Source organism: Gardnerella vaginalis (assembly GCF_001546455.1).
GTDB classification, from domain to species: domain Bacteria; phylum Actinomycetota; class Actinomycetes; order Actinomycetales; family Bifidobacteriaceae; genus Bifidobacterium; species Bifidobacterium vaginale_B.
In genome coordinates this window covers 249,943-272,283 of sequence record NZ_KQ956819.1, presented here as the reverse complement: position 1 = coordinate 272,283, position 22,341 = coordinate 249,943, and the positions used below count along the sequence as shown (strand labels likewise).

General features: G+C 44.5%; 17 protein-coding genes and 2 tRNA genes. 6 read left to right on the top strand and 13 right to left on the bottom strand.

The window, feature by feature from the left end; all coding sequences use genetic code 11:
* Positions 1 to 108 precede the first annotated feature (108 nt).
* From HMPREF3216_RS04480 to HMPREF3216_RS04455, 6 genes are all read right to left on the bottom strand, one after another.
* Positions 109 to 180: transfer RNA gene (locus HMPREF3216_RS04480), tRNA-Gln, on the bottom strand.
* A 40-nt stretch (positions 181 to 220) separates the two neighbouring features.
* Positions 221 to 293: transfer RNA gene (locus tag HMPREF3216_RS04475), tRNA-Glu, on the bottom strand.
* Between the two features lie 186 nt (positions 294 to 479).
* Positions 480 to 2,042: a glutamate--tRNA ligase gene (gene gltX, locus HMPREF3216_RS04470; RefSeq protein WP_081090970.1), complete on the bottom strand. Its 1,563-nt coding sequence runs from the start codon at positions 2,040 to 2,042 to the stop codon at positions 480 to 482.
* Positions 2,043 to 2,069: 27 nt separating this feature from the next.
* Positions 2,070 to 2,999, bottom strand: a complete 930-nt coding sequence (locus HMPREF3216_RS04465) for a hypothetical protein (RefSeq protein WP_060787117.1) — start codon at positions 2,997 to 2,999, stop codon at positions 2,070 to 2,072.
* A gap of 106 nt (positions 3,000 to 3,105) precedes the next feature.
* The gene (locus HMPREF3216_RS04460; RefSeq protein ID WP_060787116.1) at positions 3,106 to 3,738 is read right to left on the bottom strand and encodes a histidine phosphatase family protein; all 633 of its coding nucleotides are present in this window, start codon (positions 3,736 to 3,738) and stop codon (positions 3,106 to 3,108) included.
* Positions 3,739 to 3,761: 23 nt separating this feature from the next.
* Positions 3,762 to 4,271: a GtrA family protein gene (locus HMPREF3216_RS04455; protein ID WP_060787115.1), complete on the bottom strand. Its 510-nt coding sequence runs from the start codon at positions 4,269 to 4,271 to the stop codon at positions 3,762 to 3,764.
* A 102-nt stretch (positions 4,272 to 4,373) separates the two neighbouring features.
* Between HMPREF3216_RS04455 and HMPREF3216_RS04450 the strand changes: the two genes are divergently transcribed.
* Positions 4,374 to 4,721, top strand: a complete 348-nt coding sequence (locus HMPREF3216_RS04450; RefSeq protein WP_060787114.1) for a phenylpyruvate tautomerase MIF-related protein — start codon at positions 4,374 to 4,376, stop codon at positions 4,719 to 4,721.
* A 99-nt stretch (positions 4,722 to 4,820) separates the two neighbouring features.
* Here the strand turns inward: HMPREF3216_RS04450 and brnQ are convergent, their stop codons facing one another.
* The 6 genes from brnQ to HMPREF3216_RS04420 form a co-directional block, all read right to left on the bottom strand.
* Complete coding sequence (gene brnQ / locus HMPREF3216_RS04445; RefSeq protein ID WP_081090969.1) at positions 4,821 to 6,335, bottom strand: branched-chain amino acid transport system II carrier protein; 1,515 nt, start codon at positions 6,333 to 6,335, stop codon at positions 4,821 to 4,823.
* A 222-nt stretch (positions 6,336 to 6,557) separates the two neighbouring features.
* Positions 6,558 to 8,354 (bottom strand): arginine--tRNA ligase, encoded by a 1,797-nt coding sequence (argS, locus tag HMPREF3216_RS04440; RefSeq protein WP_060787112.1) that lies wholly within the window; start codon positions 8,352 to 8,354, stop codon positions 6,558 to 6,560.
* A gap of 121 nt (positions 8,355 to 8,475) precedes the next feature.
* Complete coding sequence (valS, locus tag HMPREF3216_RS04435) at positions 8,476 to 11,232, bottom strand: valine--tRNA ligase (RefSeq protein WP_060787111.1); 2,757 nt, start codon at positions 11,230 to 11,232, stop codon at positions 8,476 to 8,478.
* Between the two features lie 81 nt (positions 11,233 to 11,313).
* Positions 11,314 to 12,906: an ABC transporter substrate-binding protein gene (locus tag HMPREF3216_RS04430; protein WP_060787110.1), complete on the bottom strand. Its 1,593-nt coding sequence runs from the start codon at positions 12,904 to 12,906 to the stop codon at positions 11,314 to 11,316.
* A gap of 125 nt (positions 12,907 to 13,031) precedes the next feature.
* Entirely contained in the window at positions 13,032 to 13,658 is a 627-nt protein-coding gene (gene nth, locus HMPREF3216_RS04425) for an endonuclease III (protein ID WP_081090977.1), read from the bottom strand.
* Between the two features lie 52 nt (positions 13,659 to 13,710).
* On the bottom strand, positions 13,711 to 14,526 hold the full coding sequence (locus HMPREF3216_RS04420; protein WP_060787109.1) for a winged helix-turn-helix domain-containing protein: 816 nt from the start codon (positions 14,524 to 14,526) through the stop codon (positions 13,711 to 13,713).
* A 157-nt stretch (positions 14,527 to 14,683) separates the two neighbouring features.
* Between HMPREF3216_RS04420 and HMPREF3216_RS04415 the strand changes: the two genes are divergently transcribed.
* Positions 14,684 to 15,412, top strand: coding sequence for a hypothetical protein (locus HMPREF3216_RS04415; protein WP_060787108.1), 729 nt, complete (start codon positions 14,684 to 14,686; stop codon positions 15,410 to 15,412).
* Between the two features lie 113 nt (positions 15,413 to 15,525).
* Here HMPREF3216_RS04415 and HMPREF3216_RS04410 read toward each other — a convergent pair whose 3' ends face one another.
* Positions 15,526 to 16,020 (bottom strand): inorganic diphosphatase, encoded by a 495-nt coding sequence (locus tag HMPREF3216_RS04410; RefSeq protein WP_060787107.1) that lies wholly within the window; start codon positions 16,018 to 16,020, stop codon positions 15,526 to 15,528.
* 502 nt (positions 16,021 to 16,522) lie between these two features.
* Here HMPREF3216_RS04410 and HMPREF3216_RS04405 point away from each other — a divergent pair.
* Genes HMPREF3216_RS04405 through pgl form a run of 4 tightly spaced genes read left to right on the top strand, consistent with a single transcriptional unit; the run spans position 16,523 to position 22,278 of the window.
* Entirely contained in the window at positions 16,523 to 18,781 is a 2,259-nt protein-coding gene (locus HMPREF3216_RS04405; RefSeq protein ID WP_060787106.1) for an acyltransferase family protein, read from the top strand.
* Between the two features lie 58 nt (positions 18,782 to 18,839).
* On the top strand, positions 18,840 to 20,420 hold the full coding sequence (gene zwf, locus HMPREF3216_RS04400) for a glucose-6-phosphate dehydrogenase (protein WP_060787105.1): 1,581 nt from the start codon (positions 18,840 to 18,842) through the stop codon (positions 20,418 to 20,420).
* Positions 20,417 to 21,415: a glucose-6-phosphate dehydrogenase assembly protein OpcA gene (locus HMPREF3216_RS04395; protein WP_060787104.1), complete on the top strand. Its 999-nt coding sequence runs from the start codon at positions 20,417 to 20,419 to the stop codon at positions 21,413 to 21,415. Before zwf ends, HMPREF3216_RS04395 begins: the two co-directional genes overlap by 4 nt.
* 41 nt (positions 21,416 to 21,456) lie before the next feature.
* Complete coding sequence (pgl, locus tag HMPREF3216_RS04390) at positions 21,457 to 22,278, top strand: 6-phosphogluconolactonase (protein ID WP_060787103.1); 822 nt, start codon at positions 21,457 to 21,459, stop codon at positions 22,276 to 22,278.
* Positions 22,279 to 22,341: the final 63 nt, after the last annotated feature.

The following is a 22,341-nucleotide window of genomic DNA, read 5'->3' as shown; positions in this document are numbered from 1 at the left end:
TTCTCGCGCATTATGCAGCTCGAAATCGTCGATTCGCGCTACGCTTTAAGCGAAAAAGCAGGTCGATTCGCAAACAAAAAAAGCCCCCGCGACTGCGAGAGCTATTCGCTGGGGTACCTGGACTCGAACCAAGAATGGATGAACCAGAATCACCTGTGTTGCCAATTACACCATACCCCAATTGGCAGGCGTCGCGGCTCTTGGAACCGTTCCGTCTTTGTACCCCCGACCGGATTTGAACCGGTGTTGGCGCCGTGAGAGGGCGTAGTCCTAGGCCGCTAGACGACGGGGGCTTCATTTATATTTGCTACGCCTCTTGACGCAACAAATGTCGACTTTACAACATAACGCAAATACATGCAACCGCGGCGTGTCGCAGCAGATACAAATCAAATACAAATCAAATGCAAAAATGCCCTCACCCAAGTACAAAAGCACAAGAAGCGAGGGCATTAATCGCGTTAAGTTTGATTACACTTTTACAGGTTTTCGCGCAAACCAGCCAAACGCGCCAAAGTTACATCTTTGCCAATAATTTCCATTGACTCAAAAAGTGGCGGCGAAACGCGGCGTCCAGAAAGAGCCACGCGCACAGGGCCAAACGCCAATCGTGGCTTGTAACCAGCCTCTTCAACAAGCTTCTTGTTCAAAAGCTCGTGCAAAGAATCCGTATGCCAATCAGCGCTATCAACGCCCTTTAAAGCAGCGAGCGCAGCATCAAGAACCTCGCCAGCGGATTCCTTAAGCTGCTTACGCGCATCGTCATCTGGCTCAATGTAGGCTGCATCGCTTAACAAGCTAGAAACCATTCCAGCAACCTCGCCAAGCAAGCGCACGCGAGGCTGAACAAGCGGAGCTGCAGCGGTGAGCACCTCGCGCTCGCGACTAGTCAAAGCATCCCAGCTTTCTGCGCTTACAACGCCATCCTTATGCAAGTAAGGCACAGAGCGATTCAAGAAGTCTTGCGGATCAAGCATACGAATATGCTCCGCATTAATGGAAATTGCCTTATCTAAGTCAAAGTGCGCAGGATTTGCCTTAACGTCTCGCACATCAAACTTTTCAATCATCTCGTCCATAGAGAACACATCGCGATCAGGCGCAATCGACCAGCCAAGCAAAGCCAAGTAGTTAAGCAAGCCTTCTGGAATAAAGCCGTTATCTCTATGCAAGAACAAGTTGGACTCAGGGTCTCTCTTAGAAAGCTTCTTCTTACCTTCGCCCATAACATAAGGCATATGGCCGTAAAGTGGCGTTTCTTTAGCAATACCCATTTCCATAAGATAACGGTAAAGCACAATCTGACGAGGTGTAGAACTAAGAATATCCTCACCGCGCAAAACAACGTTTACATCCATCAATGCATCATCAACAGGATTTGTAAGCGTGTAAAGTGGGTCTCCATTCGGGCGCACAATCACATAATCTGGAACAGATCCAGCTTTAAAAGTGATTTCTCCACGAATCAAATCGTTAAAAGTAATGTCTTCATTTGGCATCTTTAAGCGAAGTGCAGGCTTTCTGCCCTCCTCGCGGAAAGCTTGCTTCTGCTCCTCAGTAAGGTTGCGATCATAGCCATCGTAGCCAAACTCAGCTGGTCGACCTGCAGCAATATTGCGCTCTTTAATCTCTTCTGGAGTAGAGAAGGATTCGTAAGCATATCCTGCTTCAAAAAGCTTTTGCGCTACATCCTTATAAATCTCCATACGCTGAGACTGGCGGTAAGGGCCATTTTCTCCGCCAACATCAATGCCCTCGTCCCAATCAATATTTAGCCAACGAAGAGCCTCAATAATCTGCTGATAGCTTTCCTCGCTATCTCGCTCGTTATCCGTGTCTTCAATGCGGAATAGCAACTTGCCATGAGTGTGGCGCGCTTCCGCCCAATTAAATAGCGCAGTACGAACCATGCCAACGTGAGGCGTGCCAGTTGGAGAAGGGCAAAAACGCACGCGAACATGCTCTGGCATTTGCGGCTTAGTGGATTTTGCTGCATCGTTAGCAGCGATTTGAGTTTCCTCTGTATCAGTCATAGGTTCCATTGTGCCGCGCGTTACGGACGTGCCTATCTAGTCAAGCGCTTGAGTTGATTCCTTATTCCCCTCCACATGCGCAAACTTAGCAGCCAGCGCTTCGCGTGACTTGCGGTCGTCTTCTTCTTTTGCAAGTTTTTTAGCCTCTTCTGGGTCCCAAAGAACGTCTTCCCTATGCTTTGCCCACTCGCGATTAAGTAATGGAGATGCAAATTCAACCATCGCGCTCATGCTATTTTCGCCATCATCGCCACTTTTTATGCAATCAACAAGCTCACGCCACTGATTATCCTTAAACATCATTCGAGGAATTCCAGCACACTCACACACTTCGTTAATATATAGGAATATAGGCAAAGTTTCGTAAATGTTGCTGGTTTTTTCAATAAGACTTTTAAGAATAGACAGTATTGCAGTAATTTTTTGCGTTTCTACAAGATGTAAATCGTAAAAATTACACTTTTGCTTTGCGTAACTAAACGCATTCTGCAAGATTTCAACGCTCCAATTTCCAGCAACTCCCAAAGCGTCTGCAGCGCTATTTATTGCATTAACATCTTTATAAGCATTGGCTTCAAGTTTGCTAAGAATAGCACTAACATCATTCGCGTTGTTTTCTAGCGCTTCTTGAGCCTCGCTATAGTTTGGATCGTAGCATAAATCCATATCGTCGTAGGCATTTGCTGCTGCCAAAAGTGCGTCAACTATCTCTTGCGGGCGGCCCGGAATTTCGTCCGCGCCTTCGTACACAAACTCTGCGTCTGGAATAGTAACATCAAGATTTGTAAGAATTCTGGCAATCGAATGAATAACCCTAACTTCAAGGTTTTCTGAATATTTTGCATCATTATCTAAATGTCGCGCTTCTTTTAAAGGCCACAATTTTGTTAAATCCACGGCCGTCTTTGCAGCAGACTCAAGCAGACTCAAGGTTTTTGAATCCAGCTTTTCCACAGAATCACTCATGAACGCTCCTTTGCAATGAGTTAGCGCAAACACAAGGTCTATTAGTTAATCGCATTTGCGATTCGCCCACATCTTAAATAATCTATTACCTATTATTCCACACGTTCTACTGCACACGCGCCGCAGGATCCACATATGTGATGGAAAGCACATTCATGTTTTCGCAATCGTAGGTAATCGACGTAATCGACGCTAAGGCCGTTTTTCTAAGCAGCATATTATGCTCCGCGTGACCCGTTTCTAGCAAGTGTCTATAAGACCATATTGGCGATTCGTGCGTTACAGCTACGATTTGCTCTCCTGGGTGATTTTTCACTTGCTCGCACGCAAAATCGCCAACGCGCGCAGCAATACTCTTGTAGGATTCCCCCCAACTCGGCTTCCACAAGTTAGATACAAGCTTCCAATTGTTATTTTTCCACAAAGCGCCTTCGCCGTAGCCGATTCTTTTGCCTCGAAAATTATTTTCCGCTTCGATTAGACGATTGTCTAAAATAATCGGGCCAATTTGCAAAGCGTTTGCGATTTGTTGCGCTGTTTCTTGTGTGCGCTCTAAAGGAGACGAGTAAATCGCACTAATTCCGCGCATTTGTGGAACAGTTGCAATGTATTGTGCCGTGGCACTTGCCATTTTTAAGCCACGATTAGATAAGTGAAATCCTGGCAATCTCTCGTAAAGCACGTGATTTGGATTTTCCACTTCTCCGTGGCGCACAAAATGAATAGTCGTAGCTTGCATATTTTATAAACCTACTTCCAAACCTACTTCCAGCCTTTTGGAGCGTGATTTAAAGACCACTCGCCCAACTTATGCGCAAAGCTGTTATCTTTAGCTGCATCATAATCAGGTTTTTGCGACTTTGTATCGTCTAAAAGCCACTTTCTAATAACAAAATTCCATATAGCTACAACAACTGTTGCAATCAACTTGCCTATGTTTGTGCGAAGCATGTAAATCGCCGTACCGCGCAAAGTTTGCGCCATTCCAAGCGTGCTAAGCCAAATAATCGCATCGTTAATAAGCAAACCAATAACCGCAGAAATAATAAAAATCAACAACTCCATCCAACGAGCCATGTCTTCGCGGTGCTTAAACACATACTTCATGCTGGCAATGTAGTTAAAAATAAGCGAGATTATAAAAGATATTGTTCCAGCAACAACGTTATTAAGATGCACAAGAAGCAGTAGATTCAACAGCGCCACGTCAATAATAAGCGCAATAATTCCTACGATTCCAAATTTAACAACCTGTTCAATAAGTTTTTTCATACATTCAATTAAACACGCGGAGGCTAACAATTTACTATAATTATTGCGTAACACAAGTTTATAGAACTTAGCAAATTTATAAAAATTAGCAAAGGAGCGATTATGCCAGTTATTCACACTCATGTTTCTGTAAGCACTACACCAGAACAGCGCGATGCCTTAAAAGCAGCGTACGGCAAGGCGATTAGCGCGGTTCCAGGCAAAAGCGAACATTGGCTTATGTGCCCGTTTGAAGACAATATGCCAATTTATTTTGCTGGAGATAATACTAAGCCTGCAGCTTACGTTGAAGTGAACGTTTTTGGTTCTAGCGTTCCAGGCTCGGCTTGGGAAAAGTTGACAGAGCAGATTATGGCAGCTTTGAATCGCGAGCTTGGAATTCCACAGGATCGCACTTATATTCGTTACACTGCAACAACTGACTGGGGTTGGAACGGCGGCAACTTCTAGTTTAAATCGCAAAAAATCGCCATATCGCAGCTCATACGAGCGGTAATATGGCGATTATTATTATTGCAACTATCTATACAACTAGTTGTGAATTAGTCACTAGGATTGATTGCCGAAATTAGGCTCGTCAAACTCGGAGCTGTTTGAAGAATAGTCATCGCTACTAGCAACGCTACCTTCAAGGTCTGGGCCAGAAGCAGCGCGAGCAACCTCTTCCATACCTTTGTTGTCGCATAAAACCATGCGAACATAGCCAACAACAAATCCAACAACAGCAGGGCAAACCCAAGCCATTCCAAATTCCGAGAACGGCAACCAGTTTTGAGCAACAATCAACATATCGTTTATATGCAATGCATTGCGCAAAGCTGTTGGCAAACTATTCAAAAAGTCAAATACAGCTGCAACACCAGTAAAACCAAGCGTCCAAGCGTACACGACTTTGGAATTTCCAAAAAGTCGACCACACAAAGCCAAAAGAATCAGTACGATTGAAAGCGGATACAAGAACATTAATACTGGAACCGCGTATTCGATGATTGCGCTCAACCCAAAGTTTGCAAGACCAAACGAAACAAGCGTAATCAATACAGACCAAACTCTGTAGCTAGGACCCTTAGGGAATAGCTTAGAGAAAGTTTCCGAACAGCTTACGATTAAGCCAACTGCAGTCTTTAAGCATGCAAGAGTTACAGTTGCAGCAAGCACAAATAAGCCAACGTTACCAAGATGATAGCGTGCAACTTGCGCCAAAGTTACGCCACCATTTTCCGCAGGTGGGAACAGCGCGCGGCTACGCACACCAACAACGACAATCGCAACATAAATCACTGCCATAAGCAAGCAGCTAAAGAATCCAGATCGAGCAGTATTTACTGCCACATCTTTAGGATCTTTTACACCAAACTGGCGAATGGTGCTAACAACCACAATTCCAAATGCCAAGCTAGCTAAAGCATCCATTGTGTTGTAGCCATCTAAGAATCCCGTAAAGAATGACTTATTAACGTAATTTCCCATAGGAGCAGCATCTGAAGAAGCACCGCTTATAGGGGAAAATAGTGCGGTAAACACCAAAATCGCTAGGAACACAAGGAAGATTGGCGTAAGAACTTTACCAACCCACGTGAGTATGCCGCTTGGTTTCATAGCAAAGAAGAACGCGAGCGCAAAGAATACTACAGAGAACAAGAACAAGTACAATTGCCCGTTTCCATCTTGCGGAATAACTCGCTCCAATCCAACAGTGTATGAAGTTGTTGCACATCGCGGAATTGCAAAGAACGGGCCGATTGTTAAATAAAGAACGCATGTAAAGAACATGCCGTATTTTTTGCTAGCTTTGCTTGAAAGCTCAAAAAGACCATTTGCGCGGCTCATTGCAAGTGCTGTAACGCCTAACAATGGCAAGCCAACGCCAGTAACAATAAAGCCTAATGCTGCAGGCGCAGAATTGTTTCCTGCGTTAGCACCAAGGAATACTGGGAAAATAAGGTTTCCAGCGCCAAAGAACATGCCAAACAACATGACCGCCACGTATGCGGATTCAATAATTGTCAAGTTCCTTTTTTTCGGGGCACTGTCTGTGCTGACACTTTGTGTTGTGACGCTCATGCTACACCTCCTATATGGTGAAAAATTGTTTAAGCATATTATTTAACGCATTTAATAACAAAACTGAAACCGAAAAATAATATTAGGGGGTATATTAATAAATCGCATGTACTTAATCGGAAAAATTTATAATCCGCGCGTGTCTCCTAATTAAAAATAAAAGGACGCTAGCATAAAAACTAACGTCCTAAATAAAAAGCAAATGCGCAATAATAGCAAAAACTACATTTTTTCTGGCGCACTAACGCCTAGCAAATCAAGGCCAGAGGCGATTACCGTGCGCACAGCAGCATTAAGCTTAAGTCGAGCTGCAGCGCGTGCTGGCTCTGGGCACTTTGCAATGCGAGCCGCCTCACGCTCTGCTTCTGGCAAGCGATTTTCTGGGTCGCTTAACTCCATTGGCACTACGCGCTCAAGGTTGTACCACTTGTGGTAGCTTGCAGCCAAATCCTCAAGATAATGCGCAACTCTGTGTGGAGCGCGCAAATCGCCAGCTTGTACCAAAGCTGCAGGCCATTGCGCCAAAGCAGCCAAAACCTCGCCATCCGCTTGAGTGTTAAGCAAGCTCAAATCAGCTCCGTCTGTACTAATTCCAGCATCTGCAGCGTTACGAGCCACATTGCAGCTGCGTGCGTGAGCGTATTGCACGTAATACACAGGATTATCGTTGCTATGAGAAGCAAGCAAATCCAAATCAATGTCAACGCTTGTGTTGTAGTCGGTGCGAGCAAGCGAGTAGCGCGAAGCATCAACGCCAATTGCATCAACTAAATCGTCAATCGTAATGACGTTTCCAGCGCGCTTGCTCATGCGAACTGGCTTGCCATCTTTCATAACGTTTACAAGCTGACCAATAAGAATCTGCATGTTTTCGCCTGGCTTGTCTCCAAAAGCCGCGCACATTGCCATCATTCGGCCAATATAGCCATGATGATCCGCGCCAAGCATGTAGATTGCTACGTCTGCAGGATTCTGTTTGCGATGACGCTTATTGCGATAGTACGCAATATCGGCAGCAAAATAGGCGTAATTACCGTCGGACTTAATAATTACGCGATCTTTATCGTCGCCGTGCTTAGTGGACTCAAACCAAGTTGCGCCGTCTTTTTCGAAAATATCTCCACGTTCACGCAAGTCTGCAATAGCACGCTCAACTTCGCCATCTTCATACAAGCTGTTTTCGTGGAACCACACATCAAAGCTAACGCGAAAATCTCGCATTGACTTACGAATTTCTGCAAACATCATTGGAACTGCGCGCTTGCGGAATTCTTCGCGCTGCTCGGAATCGCCTTCGCCAAGCGGCAAACCTTCCTCGTCTTTTCCAAGATCAATTCTAGGCAAAGAAAGAACATCAACGCCGTCTGCTTGCGCTTCTTTTATAACCGCATCCGCGATTTCGTTAATGTACGCGCCCTTGTAGCCATCTGCAGGCGTTTCTTCGCCGTGAGCTGCAGCAACTAAAGACTTTGCAAAACGGTTGATTTGCTCACCGTGATCGTTGAAGTAGTATTCGCGCACAACTTTTGCGCCGTTCGCTTCCAAAACTCGAGCCATAGAATCGCCAACCGCAGCCCAGCGAGTGCCACCAATGTGGATTGGGCCAGTTGGATTTGCGGAAACAAACTCAAGATTCAAAGTTTTGCCACTCAAATGCGTATTCTTGCCAAAATCAGCACCCTGATTTAAGACCTCGTCAACAACAGCCGCTGCAGAAGCCGAATCAAGCGTTATGTTAATAAAGCCAGGGCCTGCCACTTCTACGCCTGCAATACCTTGCGCTTCTTGCAAACGTTCTGCAAAAAGTTCCGCTAAATCGCTAGGCTTCATACCTGCTTTTTTAGCAAGCTGCATAGCAACATTCGTGGCCCAATCGCCGTGCGCGCGATCTTTTGGCCTCATAACTGCAAGTTTTTCGGCAGCAGGAATCAAATCTTCTGTTAGACTGCCGGCTTTACCGCTTGCCACTAAATCTTTAGCGATTTTTTCAATTAATTCACTTAAGCTTTCTGGATTCATGGTTTACAGTCTAGCGTTACCGCGCGATGCTTCGCGATTAAATACACAAAAAGCGCTGGAGTCGAAGATTGACTTCCAGCGCATTTTGTTTTGCGATTAATTATTTTCGATTACTTGCAAACTACTTCTTTTTTGCAGGAGCTTCGCCGAGTTCGCTTTGAGCAACAGAAACGTTTACGTTAGTTGCATCAGATTCCGCAGATTCAGATTCAGAAGAATCGCCATCATCTGCAGCCTTAACAGCGTTAAGCTTCACTTCTCCAGTAACGCGTCCCGCTTCGGCAACGTCATCCAAAGTCTCCTCAACAGCCTTATAAGCATTTTCTGCTACGTTCAAAGTCACTTGCAAAATAGGAGTCTTCATAGAAACTTTTGCTTCAGACTTAATCTTTCGCAAAGTAGCCAAAGCCTCACCCGCGTAAGCCAAAGTGTCTGCAGAAACGCCGTTTGCAGCAGCCTCATACGCCTTAGCGCATGGCCAGCTAGCGCGATGCACGGAACCTTCGCCTTCGTGCATCCAGCTCCACACTTCTTCCGTAGCGTAAGGCAAGTAAGGAGCAAGCAAGCGAGCCAAAGCGTCGAGCGCAAGACCAAGAGTTGTACGAGCAGACTTTACAGCAGCTTCGCTTGGAGTGCGTCCAGTGGATTCTGCAGTACCGTAAGCACGATTCTTTGCAAGCTCAATGTAATCGTCGCAGAACTCCCAGAAGAATGTTTCGATTGCTTCCAAAGCCTTGGAATGCTCGTAAGATTCAAGCGCATCAGTTGCGGTACGAATAACGGATGCGAGCTTTGCCATAACAGAGCGATCCAAAACTTCCGTAACGTCTGCAAAATCCCAATCCGCACTAGCAGACTCAAGAACCTGATGTTCCTCATCTTCACGGCCGATTGCGAGCGCAAACTTCGTTGCATTCAAAAGCTTAATCGCAAGGCGACGTCCAATCTTCATTTGGCCTTCGTCGTAAGTGGCATCCAAGCCAAGTTTTGCAGAAGTTGCCCAGTAGCGCACAGCATCCGCACCAAATTCTTCAATTGGCTTGTTTGGCACAACCACGTTGCCCTTAGATTTAGACATCTTCTTGTGATCTGGGTCCAAGATCCATCCAGAAAGCGCAGCGTGCTTCCAAGGTAAGCAGCCGTTTTCAAGATGCGCGCGGTCAACCGTACTAAACAGCCAAGTACGAATAATATCCTGGCCTTGTGGGCGCAAATCCATTGGGAAAGTGGCCTTAAACAAAGCTTGATTTTCTTCGCCTGGCTCTTCCCAACGAGTCACAATTTGTGAAGTTAAGGAAGATGTAGCCCAAGTGTCCATAATGTCTTGCTCAGCAGTAAAACCATTTGGCTGGTCTCGCTGCGATTCATCAAATCCTTCTGGAACGTCAATAGTTGGGTCAATTGGCAAACGATCTTCGCTAGGCGTCAAAGGATGCTCATAATCCACTTCCCCATTTTCGTTTACTGGGTACCAAAGTGGGAATGGAACACCAAAGAAGCGCTGGCGAGAAATAAGCCAATCACCATTCAAGCCATGAACCCAATTCTCGTAGCGCACGCGCATAAAGTCTGGGTGGAAGTTAAGTTCCTTGCCGCGCTCAATAAGCTCAGCATTCAGCTTTTCGTCCGTGCCGCCGTTCTTTAAGTACCACTGGCGAGAAGTGACGATTTCCAAAGGCTTATCGCCCTTTTCGTAGAAGTTCGTCATACGCTTTGTTGGCTTTGGATCGCCTTCCATATCTCCAGCAGCTTGCAAAGCTTCAACAACTTCCTTGCGAGCAGAGAACGTGGTTTTGCCAGCAATTTTCTCAAACATTTCACGGCCAGACTCGTCCGTAATCCAATCAGGAGTAGTCATAACAATGCGGCCGTTACGCTGAATAATTGGTCGAGTTGGCAAACTCAAGTCGCGCCACCACTCAACGTCTGTTACGTCACCAAAAGTGCAGCACATTGCAATGCCAGCACCCTTGTCCATTTGAGCGGCAGGATGAGCCAAAATTGGCACCTTCACCTTAAACAGCGGCGAGTAAACTTCCTTGCCAAAATACTTCTTGTAACGCTCATCGTCTGGGTGCGCAATCAAAGATGTGCAAGCTGCAAGCAATTCTGGTCGCGTAGTTTCAATGTAGATTGGCGTGCCATCTTCAAAACGGAACGCAATCTTATGATAAAAACCAGGGTATTCGCGCGCTTCAAGCTCTGCCTGAGCAACAGCAGTCTGGAAAGTAACATCCCACAAGCCTGGAGCATCCTTTTGATAGGCTTCTCCGCGAGCAAGATTACGAAGGAATGCTTTTTGCGCAACTCGGCGAGGCTGCTCACCAATCGTGTGGTAGGTCTGCGACCAATCAACAGAAAGACCAAGCCTACGCCACAAAGCTTCAAACAGCTTTTCATCTTGGGAAGTTAAGCGCTCGCAAAGCTCGATAAAGTTCTGGCGGCTTACAGGAACCTGATCTTTTGCTTCAATCTTCTTGCCTTCTGTGCCTTCAAATGGCGGCTTAAAATCAGGGTCATACTTAAGCGAAGTATCTACTCGCACGCCGTAATAGTTTTGTACGCGGCGCTCTGTTGGCAAGCCGTTATCGTCCCAACCCATTGGGTAGAACACGTCAAAGCCTTTCATGCGCTTATATCGTGCAATCACATCTGTATGCGTATAAGAAAATACGTGGCCAACGTGTAAATGGCCACTAACTGTTGGAGGTGGTGTATCGATTGAATACACGGCTTTGCGGTCGCGAGAATTGTGGAACGCGTAAGTCTTAGCTTCGTCCCAATTGCTACGCCATTTGTCTTCAAGACCATCAACACCAACCTTATTAGGCAATGGTGTTAAATGTGCGTGTTTTACTGTATTATCCTGTTCACTCATGAACTGAATATTAGAAACTTAGCGAGACATCGCAGTGTAACACGGCACTATGCCAACCCACTAATACAGCACAAGCCAGCACTACTTAACAGTCACGTCGTGCAAAGGAAGCAGCTGGTCGGTCATGTTTGTAGGGTATCCGCTCACATTATTCTTAGCAACAACAACGCTATTTCTTGCGTACAGCCACCCAGAAACGGCGTAATCGCACAATTCCTTAGCATACTTTTTAATGTTTGCTTCGTACTCTTGCGGGCTTGTAGACTTCATTGCGTCTGCAAAATACTTTTGCGACTCATGGTCTTGGAACAAATAGTTGGACTTAGTGTCCGCATACATTCCAGAGTCAAGAGTGTGATTAGTCCAAGTAAGAGCTAAATCGTAGTTACCTTCGCGAATTCGCTGATCGATTACGCTCTGGTCTAATTCTTCTAGCTTTACTGGGAATCCACCTGCATAGCTTAGGTTTTTTGCCATTTGATCGCAAACGCTAGCCATTCCAGTTGGAACAAGCATTGTGATTCCGCGCAAATATCCTGCAGCAAAGTAGTGGTACATACCATAGGCTTTTTTAACATCATGAGGATATGTGTTACTAAAATCTTCATACCCAGGAGACATAGGGTCGATTGGCCCACCAACAAGCTGGCCTCCAAAAGGATCGGAAGCAAGAATAACATTAGGCTCAATTACATGCCTTGCAGCTCTACGAATTTGCTGATCGCAGAACATAGATGACATTCCCGTGTTAAAAGCAAACATTCTTAATCTTGTGCTTTTGCCTTCAACAAGCTTAGTGTTTGGCATTGCAGCCATGCGCTTGTTTTCATTTCCGTCTAGTGGAATTGCCATTTGCACGCTGCCATCTTTAACAGCATTTGCCAAAGATGTGTCGTCGTTAAAATACTTAAGAGTTATGCTTTCGCAACCAGAAGGCCCTGCCCAATATTTGTTGTTTCGAACAAGAACAAGATCACCGCCTTTGTTGTAACCCTTTGCGGTAAATGGGCCAGTTCCAATAGCGTCGGAAGCATAGTTAACAAAAATGTTTGTGTTGTAAACAATTCCAGCTCTGCCAGCTAATCTCCTTGGCAAAAGTGGGTCTGGAGTTTTTAGTGCAATATTTAAAACGCTCGGGCCAGAATTAGATACGCTTGTAATATTTGTTAGCTTTTCGTAGCCAGGATATCCTTTTGTAATGCCCTGCTGAAGCGATTTAAGAACAGAGCTTGAATCCATTGGGTCGCCATTAGCAAATTTGATTCCGCCACGCAGCCTAAACTTGTAGTTTAATCCGTCGGCAGAAACGCTCCACGATTGCGCAAGCCCTGGATGCAACGCATTGTTTTCGTCTCGTTTTACAAGTGTTTCGTAAACGTTTTCTAAAAGGGCCTGCTGCAGGGAATCACTATCATCTGTTCTAATGTCTAATGATGCTGGAGCTGTGCGTAAGCCGATTGTTAAAGTTGAATTTGATGCTGGGAAAATGTTTGTTGGCATTAAAGACCTTAAAGATCTTCCATCTACAAATCGCCATCCAGCCCAAATTGCAGCAGATAGAATGCCGATTAAAACAATAAACACAACCCAGGGTTTAGCCCCTCTTCTATGCCCATGCGCATATTTTGCACTGCGCACATGCGAAGCAGATGAGTATCTTCCAAATTCAGACATGCTTAAAAGTCTATATCATAGCTTGAATTTGCTTACCGAATTTATGCACAAAATAGTCTAAAAATATTCTAAGAATATTCTAAAAGAGTTTATTTAGAGGCCATTAATCCTTGCGTAAAGCCACTCTACAATCGCACCGAGGCACACAAAAACCTAAGTGGGCAATCAGCACAACGAGGATTCCTAGCCGTACAAAACATTCTTCCGTGCAAAATAAGGCGATGAGAAAGATTCGTCCATTCTTCTGGCGCAAAACAAGCCGTGACTTCTCGCTCGATTTTCGCCGCGTCTTTAGCCTTAGCGCTAGAATCACTCACCCAGCCAAGCCTTGCTGTAACTCGCATAACATGCGTATCTACGGGAAATCCTGGAATCTTAAAAGCGTTTCCTAAAACAACGTTCGCAGTTTTTCTACCAACGCCAGGAAGCTTTGTAAGATCGGCCATATTGTTTGGAACAACGCCATTAAAATCTTTAACAAGTTTTTGAGAAAGCTCAATAATATGCTGCGATTTTACTCTATAAAATCCAAGCGAATGAATTATTTCTTGCACATTGTATATTTGCGCTTTGGCTAAATCGCCAGGTGTTGGATAGGCCTTAAAAAGCTCGCTGGTCACTACGTTTACGCGCTTATCGGTTGTTTGCGCGCTAAGAACAGTGGCGATTAAAAGCTCAAACGGATTAGTAAAATTTAATGCACACTTTGGATTTGGGATTTCTTGGCACAAAATCCTATATTCTTCGTGCATTTTATTTATTTTGTTTGTTTTATTTGTTTTATCTATCTTAGCCAATATAAGCCTAGTCTAAATCGTTGGAGATGCTTGGAGCCTCGGCACGCGAATCGCCAGCCTCCGCGTGATTACTGTTTTCTGCGTAATCGTCATTTTCCACTTCGTCAACTTGAGCCTCTAGTGGATCAAAACGATATCCAACGTTTCTAACCGTTCCAATAACATGCTCGTATTCAACGCCCAACTTTGCGCGAAGCCTACGAATATGAACGTCAACCGTGCGAGTTCCGCCGTAGTAATCGTAGCCCCAAACTTCTTGAAGCAAATGCGCACGCGTAAAAACGCGACGAGGATGCTGAACAAAATACTTTAGTAGTTCAAACTCCTTATACGCTAAATCGATAGGCTTTCCATGCAAGCTAACCGTGTAACTTTGCGTATCTACAACCAAGTCTCCAGAACACATTTGACCGTTGCTGTTAACCTCAACGCTTGTGGAATCGGCAACAGTAGAGCTAGAAGAAGAATCGGTAGAAACAGATTTTTTGGCGGCCAATCGCAGTCTACCTTCTACTTCGGCAGGAGAAGCAGTTGTTAACATAACATCGCTAACACCCCAAGATGGGTTTACAACAGTAAAGCCGCCCTCTGTAAGGATTAGAATAATAGACATTGTTAAATTAGACGCGCGCACAAGAGAACATAGGGATTTTGCTAAAGATAAGTCTTCTCTAGCATCAATAAGAAGAATGGTGTTTTCTGGCATTTTAAGCATGCTAGATGGTTCCATTGCAAGCACGCGTACGCGATGAGAAAGCAGCGTTAGCGATGGCAAAACTTTTGCAGGCGCAGGGCAAGAGGTCATCAATGTAATATCCGTCATACTGACACCTCCGTAGCGCATAGAATTGAATGAAAATTCAAAATCAAGCTGTTAAAAGAAAATTGTAATCCATGCTTAAGAAGAATCAAAAAAGCGCAAGTGTACGCTTGCATATAAAATGGGGTAAATCACAGTGTAAACGCGATAGGAGCGCAAAATGAGCATCAACAATATTCAGCGCAACGCAATGCATAATCACATTACTATTGTTGTAACTCAATTTATTGCCCTGGCTCTTTTAGTGGCAGCAGCCGCGCTTCCATTTGCAACAGCAAAAGCCGTTTTAACTGTTTGTGTTCTTATTCTTCTTGCTTTAATAACTTTTTGGCCTTTGCAAGGCTCCACAGCAGACAAAGCGATTCCTTTTCTTGCAGGCCTGGCATCTATGTGGTGTGCAACTCTGGCTTTAAAAGGATGGCTTCCAAGCAGCGTAATCGACGGAGAATCAGAAGTTAGCATTCATAAGTTTGTTGCAGCAATTAGGCCATACGAACGATGGGCAGTAAACTTTGCGCTAATTCTTGTTGCGGCAACATTTATTAGTTTTGCAAGACAGATGTTTAGAGAAAATCGATCCAATCTTGTGCGAAACCTATCTCATTGCCTTACTGCAAGCATTGCATGCGCCGCATTGCCTGGTTGGCTTTTCTTGCCTTCGATCATTCGCTTCACTTTTTCTGTACGCATATTAGAGCTCGGCGTATTGGTGGGCGTGATTGGTCTATTTGCCGTGATTATACTTGCAGGTCTTTCACACCTTTGGGTTAAAGATGCAAAATACAACTCTGGAATGATTTTCCCGCAGATTGGAACAGCTTTGATTCCAGTTATGATGGGCGGAATGGTTGTTTACGGAGCTGGATTAGCAATGCTGCTTGTAGCGTAAACGCGATTTTAAGAATTACATATTAAAAAGTGTCTAACACATAAAATGCGTTAGACACTAATAAAATAAATGCGTTGTTAAAACGATTGGAAGCTTGCGATTAATCGCAAAAACTACTTTTCGCTTTCTTCCAAACGCTTGCGAGCTGCAACGATTTCCTTTTCTGCCTGCTCAACGCCAGCCCAGAAGTCACCAGGAAGAACTTCCTTGCCTGGCTCCAAAGCCTTGTACTGCTCAAAGAAGTGCTTGATTTCTGCCTTGTGATATTCGCTAACATTGTCAATATCTTTAATGTCATCAAAGCGAACGTCTGCTGGCACGCACAAAACCTTGTCATCTCCACCAGCTTCATCAACCATGTGATACAAGCCAACAGCGCGGCATTCAACAACACAGCCTGGGAACACAGAATTTGGAATCATAACAAGAGCGTCGAGTGGATCGCCGTCTTCGCCCAAAGTGCCATCAATGTAGCCATAATCATCTGGGTAACCCATTGCGGTAAACAAGGTACGATCCAAAAATACGCGACCAGTCTCGTGATCTACTTCGTACTTGTTCTTAGAGCCGCGTGGAATCTCTACCACAACGTTAAATGTTTCTGCCATTTTTACTCCTTAACGTAAAACTTAATGCTTAAATGCATTCTTAAACCTAATGCTAAACGCATTTAAACACTTGTTTATCAATCTAACGTTTATACATCTAACTTAGACTGTTCAGTCTAACTTTAGCGCGCAGCAAAGAGCATATAAAACGCCATATAAAACTACACATAAAATTCAACATAAAATGCCATCGTAAAAAGCAGCAAGCAACCATGCAGAAAAACACAAAAGAAAAAATATTAATAAAAATAGTAAAACATTTGAAAAATATTTTGATTTACATTAAAAAAATCGTGCAAATCACACAAAAATACGCGAAAAATCAAGGGAAATCTAAGACACGCTATAAGCATATTGAGTGTCTTAATACGTAGATAATATGACTACGTTTTGGAGCGATACTAATGAAAAAAATCGAACATAAACACTTGTAAAACTGAACACAAAACTAAACAGAAAACTGAACACAAAAACAACAAACACGTATTAAGTTGTAGGCAAGATGGCAGAATTGAACAACGCGGCAAACGCTGCAACCAAACGCAACGCTGCAATAGACGGCATGCGCGCGATTGCTATTATTGGGATTGTAGCGTTCCACTTGCGCCCAATCGTATTCAACGGTGGATTTTTGGGCGTAACGATGTTTCTTGTTATGGCGGGATACTTTAGCACTGTATCTTTGCTAAAAATGTTCAGCGAGAATAACAATAAAAATTCACATTTAGATGGTAACCAAGAAAGTCAGAAGAAAAAATCAAAACTTATTATCTACTTTAAGTACCTGCTTAAACGCATAAAACGAATATGGCCTTCTACGCTAGGCATTATTGCACTAAGCGCCCCACTTATGTGGTTGCTTTCGCCAAGTCTTTTAACAAAACTGCAATCAGACGCACTAACTGGATCCACATTTAGCAGCAACATGGCGTATATTCTGCGAAAAGTTTCGTACTTTGAACAGTCGGGGCTGCCTTCCCCTATTAAGCATTTGTGGTATTTGGGCCTTATTATGCAAATATTTGTTTGCTGGCCGATTATTCTAGGCGTAATTCTTAAAATCTTTAAATCTAAGTTTGCGCGAATGTTTGCTACAGCAATACTTGCGATTGCGTCCACTATTGCAAATATTACAATCACAATTCTTTGCGGAGAAGGGCAAACCATTGCTCGCGTGTATTACGCTTTAGACACACGCGCTGGAGAATTTATAATCGGCGCTCTTCTAGCAATGTATTGCACGTGGTTTAGCGGAAAATCCGTTATAAAAATTATTGCAGACGCATGGCAATACATTGTTGGAAGCAAAAGCAAAAAAGCGCAGATTGAGAACCAAGATAACAAAGCACAAGAGGGCAAAATCCAAGGCAGACAGCCGATTTTAGAGTCTGCTATAGGGTTAATTGCGTTAGCGTTTATTTTATTCTGCTTCACTAAACAAGACGGGTCAAAAACGTGGATTGTTTACGGTGGCTACGCGATTTTTGCTGTAGTTTGCGCAATCTTAATGCACGCTTGCATGCAAAAAAACAACATTTGCGCGCGTATACTTGGCATAGCTCCTCTAAGTTATTTAGGAACAAGGGCTTTTGCGATTTATCTTGTTCATTTTCCAATACTCGAAGTATTAAACCCAGCAACAAGAACTACTCACATAACGCTATTTGAGCAGATTTTGCAATGCGTGGTAGTTGTTGCTGTGGCCGAAGTATTTTACAGAATTTTTGAGATACCATTTGCCAGCAAGCATATGACTTTTAGCATTAGCGCAAAGAAAGACAGTGCTCAAAAAGAGGCACAAGACGCATCGCAAGAAGAATCGCAAGAAGCAAAGAACATTGATCTTTCGTTTGACACTTTAAACGTTAAAAGCAAAAACATTAAGCTACCATTTGTTCTACGAAGGCTTGCGACTACTGTGTGCGCAGCGGCCTGCATAGCGCTAATCGCAGCTCCACTAAATTGGAGCAGCATTGCGCAAGAAAGGTCAATACAATTAAGGCCAGAATTAACAAGTCAAGAACAAGACGTTAAAACTCATGCTAAAAATGGAAAGCAAAATAAAGAGATAACACAACCAAAGTCAAAACCGAGCCAAAAGCCAAACCAAAAAGAAAGCCAAAAGCCAAAAAGAAAGCCAAAAAGAAAAATAGGCGGAAGGCGTCAAAACATAACAAAACAAACGCTTCCTACAAAGCCAAGCGCTCATAGGGTTCTAAACCCAATCGCAGAAAAAGTGCCAGCAAATATAAACACAAAAGCTTGGAAAATCAACTCAAAACAAGACGTTTGCACGGCAGACATAACAATGGTTGGAGACTCCGTAACCGAAGGCGCAAAGCCGTACCTTTTAAAGGCTTTGCCAAACGCTTGGATTGACGGAAAAGTTAGTAGGCAGATTTTCCACGGAGCCGAAGACTACCAAAAAGACATAGCCGAAAAACACCCTGGAAGCGTTGTAATCTACGAACTTGGAACCAACGGGCCGCCTAGAGACGAGTCAGTTTTACAAAACATGGTAAATATTACTGGCGGAAAACCAGTGTATTTTGTAACAACTCGCGTGCCTCAACCTTGGCAAGACGAAACAAACGCAAAATTGCGTGCATTTGCAGCAAAGCGCAAAAACGTTGGAATAATCGACTGGAACGGCCTAAGCGCAGGCCATAGCGAGTTTCTAACAGACGACGGAATACACCTAACACCTATTGGTGGCCCTCAATACGCACGAATGATACGACTAGCCGTGTGCGGCGGATAACCTGCAAAAGGCAAAGCGCAAACCGCCCAAATCACGCCAAAATATTACGATGGTACATATGAGTGAGTTAATAACCCCATTTTCCCAAAGCAATAAGGGCGATTCGCTCGCGGGATGGAAGAATCCACTGCGAGACCCACGCGACTTGCGACTAGCCAAAATCGCAGGCCCGTGCAGCCTTGTTATATTTGGAATCACGGGCGATTTAGCGCGAAAAAAGCTAATGCCAGCTGTATACGATTTAGCAAATCGCGGACTTTTGCCGCCTGGATTTGGTCTTACTGGCTTCGCTAGACGAGACTGGACCGATGAGCATTTTGTAAACTTTGTGCGAGAAAATATTCAGCAGCATTGCCGTACGCCATTTTGCGAATCCACATGGATTAATCTTGCAAAAGGCATACGTTTTGTTCGCGGAACATTCGACGATGCAAGCGCGTTTGAGCGCTTAAGCAAAACGGTAAGCGAGCTAGACCGAGATCGTGGAACTCGCGGAAATCATGCGTTCTACATGTCTGTTCCACCATCCAGCTTCCCTGTTGTAGCGCAACAATTGGCCGCATCTGGGCTTTCGCACTCATCAGAAAACGCATGGAGACGAGTAATAATCGAAAAACCGTTTGGCCACGATTTAGCTAGCGCGCAAGAACTGGATCGCGTAGTTTCCGAGGTTTTTGACCCAAATTCCGTGTTCCGCATAGACCACTATTTAGGCAAAGAAACTGTGCAAAATCTGCTCGCCTTGCGCTTTGCAAACGCAATGTATGAGCCAATCTGGAATGCTAATTATGTTGACCACGTGCAAATCACCATGGCAGAAGATATTGGCATAGGCGGCAGAGCTGGATATTACGATGGCATTGGCGCTGCGCGAGATGTTATTCAAAACCACTTGTTGCAGCTAATGGCACTTACCGCTATGGAAGAGCCTGTAAGCTTTAGCGCTGGCGATTTAACAGCGGAAAAAACTAAGGTCTTGTCTGCTATACGCTTGCCTAAAGATTTAGCTGCAAACACTGCCAGAGGCCAGTATGCAGAAGGCTGGCAAGGGTCATACAAAGCCGTTGGATATTTGCAAGAGCAAGGAATTAGCCCAGATAGCAATACAGAAACGTATGCTGCTGTGCGATTAGATGTAGACACTCGCCGCTGGGCTGGAGTGCCATTCTACTTGAGAACTGGCAAGCGCTTAGGCAAGCGAGTTACAGAGATTGCCGTGATTTTTAAGCGCGCTCCACACTTGCCTTTTGAGACTACTGCTGTGCGCGAACTTGGAAACAATGCAATTGTGATTCGCGTTCAGCCAGACGAGGGCGTAACAATGCGATTTGGCGCAAAAGTGCCAGGCGGAACGTCTATGGAAGTTCGCGATGTTTCTATGGACTTTAGCTATGGAAGGTCTTTTACAGAAAACTCTCCAGAAGCTTACGAGCGTCTTATTTTAGACGTTTTGCTTGGCGAACCTCCGCTTTTCCCAACAACGCAAGAGGTTGATTTAAGCTGGAAAATTTTGGATCCGATTGAAGATTTTTGGGCTTCTCTTAACACGCGTCCGCAACCGTATCGCGCTGGAACTTGGGGACCTAAAGAAGCGGATCAAATGCTTGCTCGCGATAATCGCCATTGGAGGTTGCCATGATTATTAATCTTCCTAACACAAACACGTCTAAAATATCCGCAAAAATCGACGAGCTTCACGAAGAACGAGGAGAATCCGCCACTGGTCGCGTGCTCACTCTTCTTATTGATACCACTCTTAAAGAGCTTGAAAACGCGCTGAATGCAGCAAACGCGGCTAGTCGCGAGCATCCTTGCAGAGTTATTGCGATTGTTCGCGATTGGCAAAGCGCTAGTGCAAATTTGCATAATCAAAATCAAGACAATCAAGCAAATCAAGCAAATCAAGAAGAAGAAACACCAAACTTAGACGCTCAAGTGCGATTTGGAGCAGATGCGGGCGCAGGCGAAATCATTATTCTCTATCCGCATAATGACCTTGTTCGCCACCCAGATACGCTTGTTATTCCGCTTCTTGTGCCAGATGCCCCGATTGTTGCATGGTGGCCTACAAACGCGCCCGAAAATCCTGCTAAAGACTTGCTTGGAGCTATGGCAAGCAGCAGAATCACAGACGCTCAGCGAGCCAGCAACACTCTTGAAACCGTACAAAATCTGCGCAAAAATTGGTCTTCTAAAGACGTTGATCTTTCTTGGACTCGCATTACGTCTTGGCGTGCAATGCTCGCCTCTATGCTCGACCAGCCGCCGCACTTACCAATTCTTAGCGTTAAAGTTAGCGGAGCCAAGCACTACGTTCCACTACATTTGCTTGCGCAATGGCTAAAAATCTCGCTTAATGTTCCTGTGGAAATTGTTGAAGATTCTAAAGCGCATGCAATTACGGAGGTAAGTCTTAAGCGGCAAGACGGCGAGCTTTCTTTAACTCGTCCTTCTGGCAGCAGCCAAGCAATAATAAGTCTTCCAGGGCAAGCAGCTCAGCCTATTTCTATGCCGATTCGTTCTTTACAAGACTGTTTAAGTGAAGAATTGCGCCGAATTGACCCAGACGAGATTTACGCGCAGCTTATTAACGAAAATTGTTGCGCAATGCAGAATAACGAACTTGCAGAATAACGAACTTTAATACACGTGTAAAAATAATAAAAGGATTCATTATGGCTAAAGATTTTAGATTTGCGCATAACGCAACAGTGTATGGATACAATAATCAAGATATTCTAGCTGCTGTTGCTGCACAAAAACTTGTGACTTTGATTATGCAATGGCAAAACAATGTTGAAAATCTTAATAAGCCATTCCATCTTTTGCTAACAGGTGGAACAGATTCGATTCGCATGTTTCAAATGTTAGCTAGCAACCCGTTACTTCCAGCAATCGACTGGTCTAATGTGCATATTTGGTGGGCAGATGAGCGTTTTGTAGCTTATAACAGCGAAGACCGTAATGCGCGCAAGGCTCGCGAGTTACTTCTTAACATGCTTAGCGATAACAAAGTTTTGCAGGAGTCTCATATTCACGAAATGCCTGCAGATGATCGCAATGCGGAGGAAATTGCAGCAGCCAGCGACGCTGAAAATAATGCGATTTTAGACGCAGCAGCGCGCGAATACGAAGAAGAGATTATAGGACTGCTTGGGCCAGAGCCGGTGTTTGATTTGGCAATTCTTGGCATGGGCCCAGACGCACATATGGCCTCGCTTTTCCCAGGATTACCGCAAATTCATAATCGAGATCGCATAGTCTTAGGCGTAAATAACTCCCCTAAGCAGCCGCCAATGCGATTAACGCTTAGCACACCCGTGCTGGCTCATAGCCGACGTACCTGGTTCTTAACTGCTGGCGAGCAAAAAGGAAAAGCTTTAATGGACGCGCTTTCGGCAGACAATAATCCAGACTATCCTGCGTCTTTTGCCAACGGCACGGAAGAAATCGCATGGCTAACTACCACCGAAACCTTGCAAGCTGCAATTCAGTAATCTGCATAGCCTTCTAACATCGTGCATAATATTTAGCACAATAAAAAATACAGGCCTATGCAT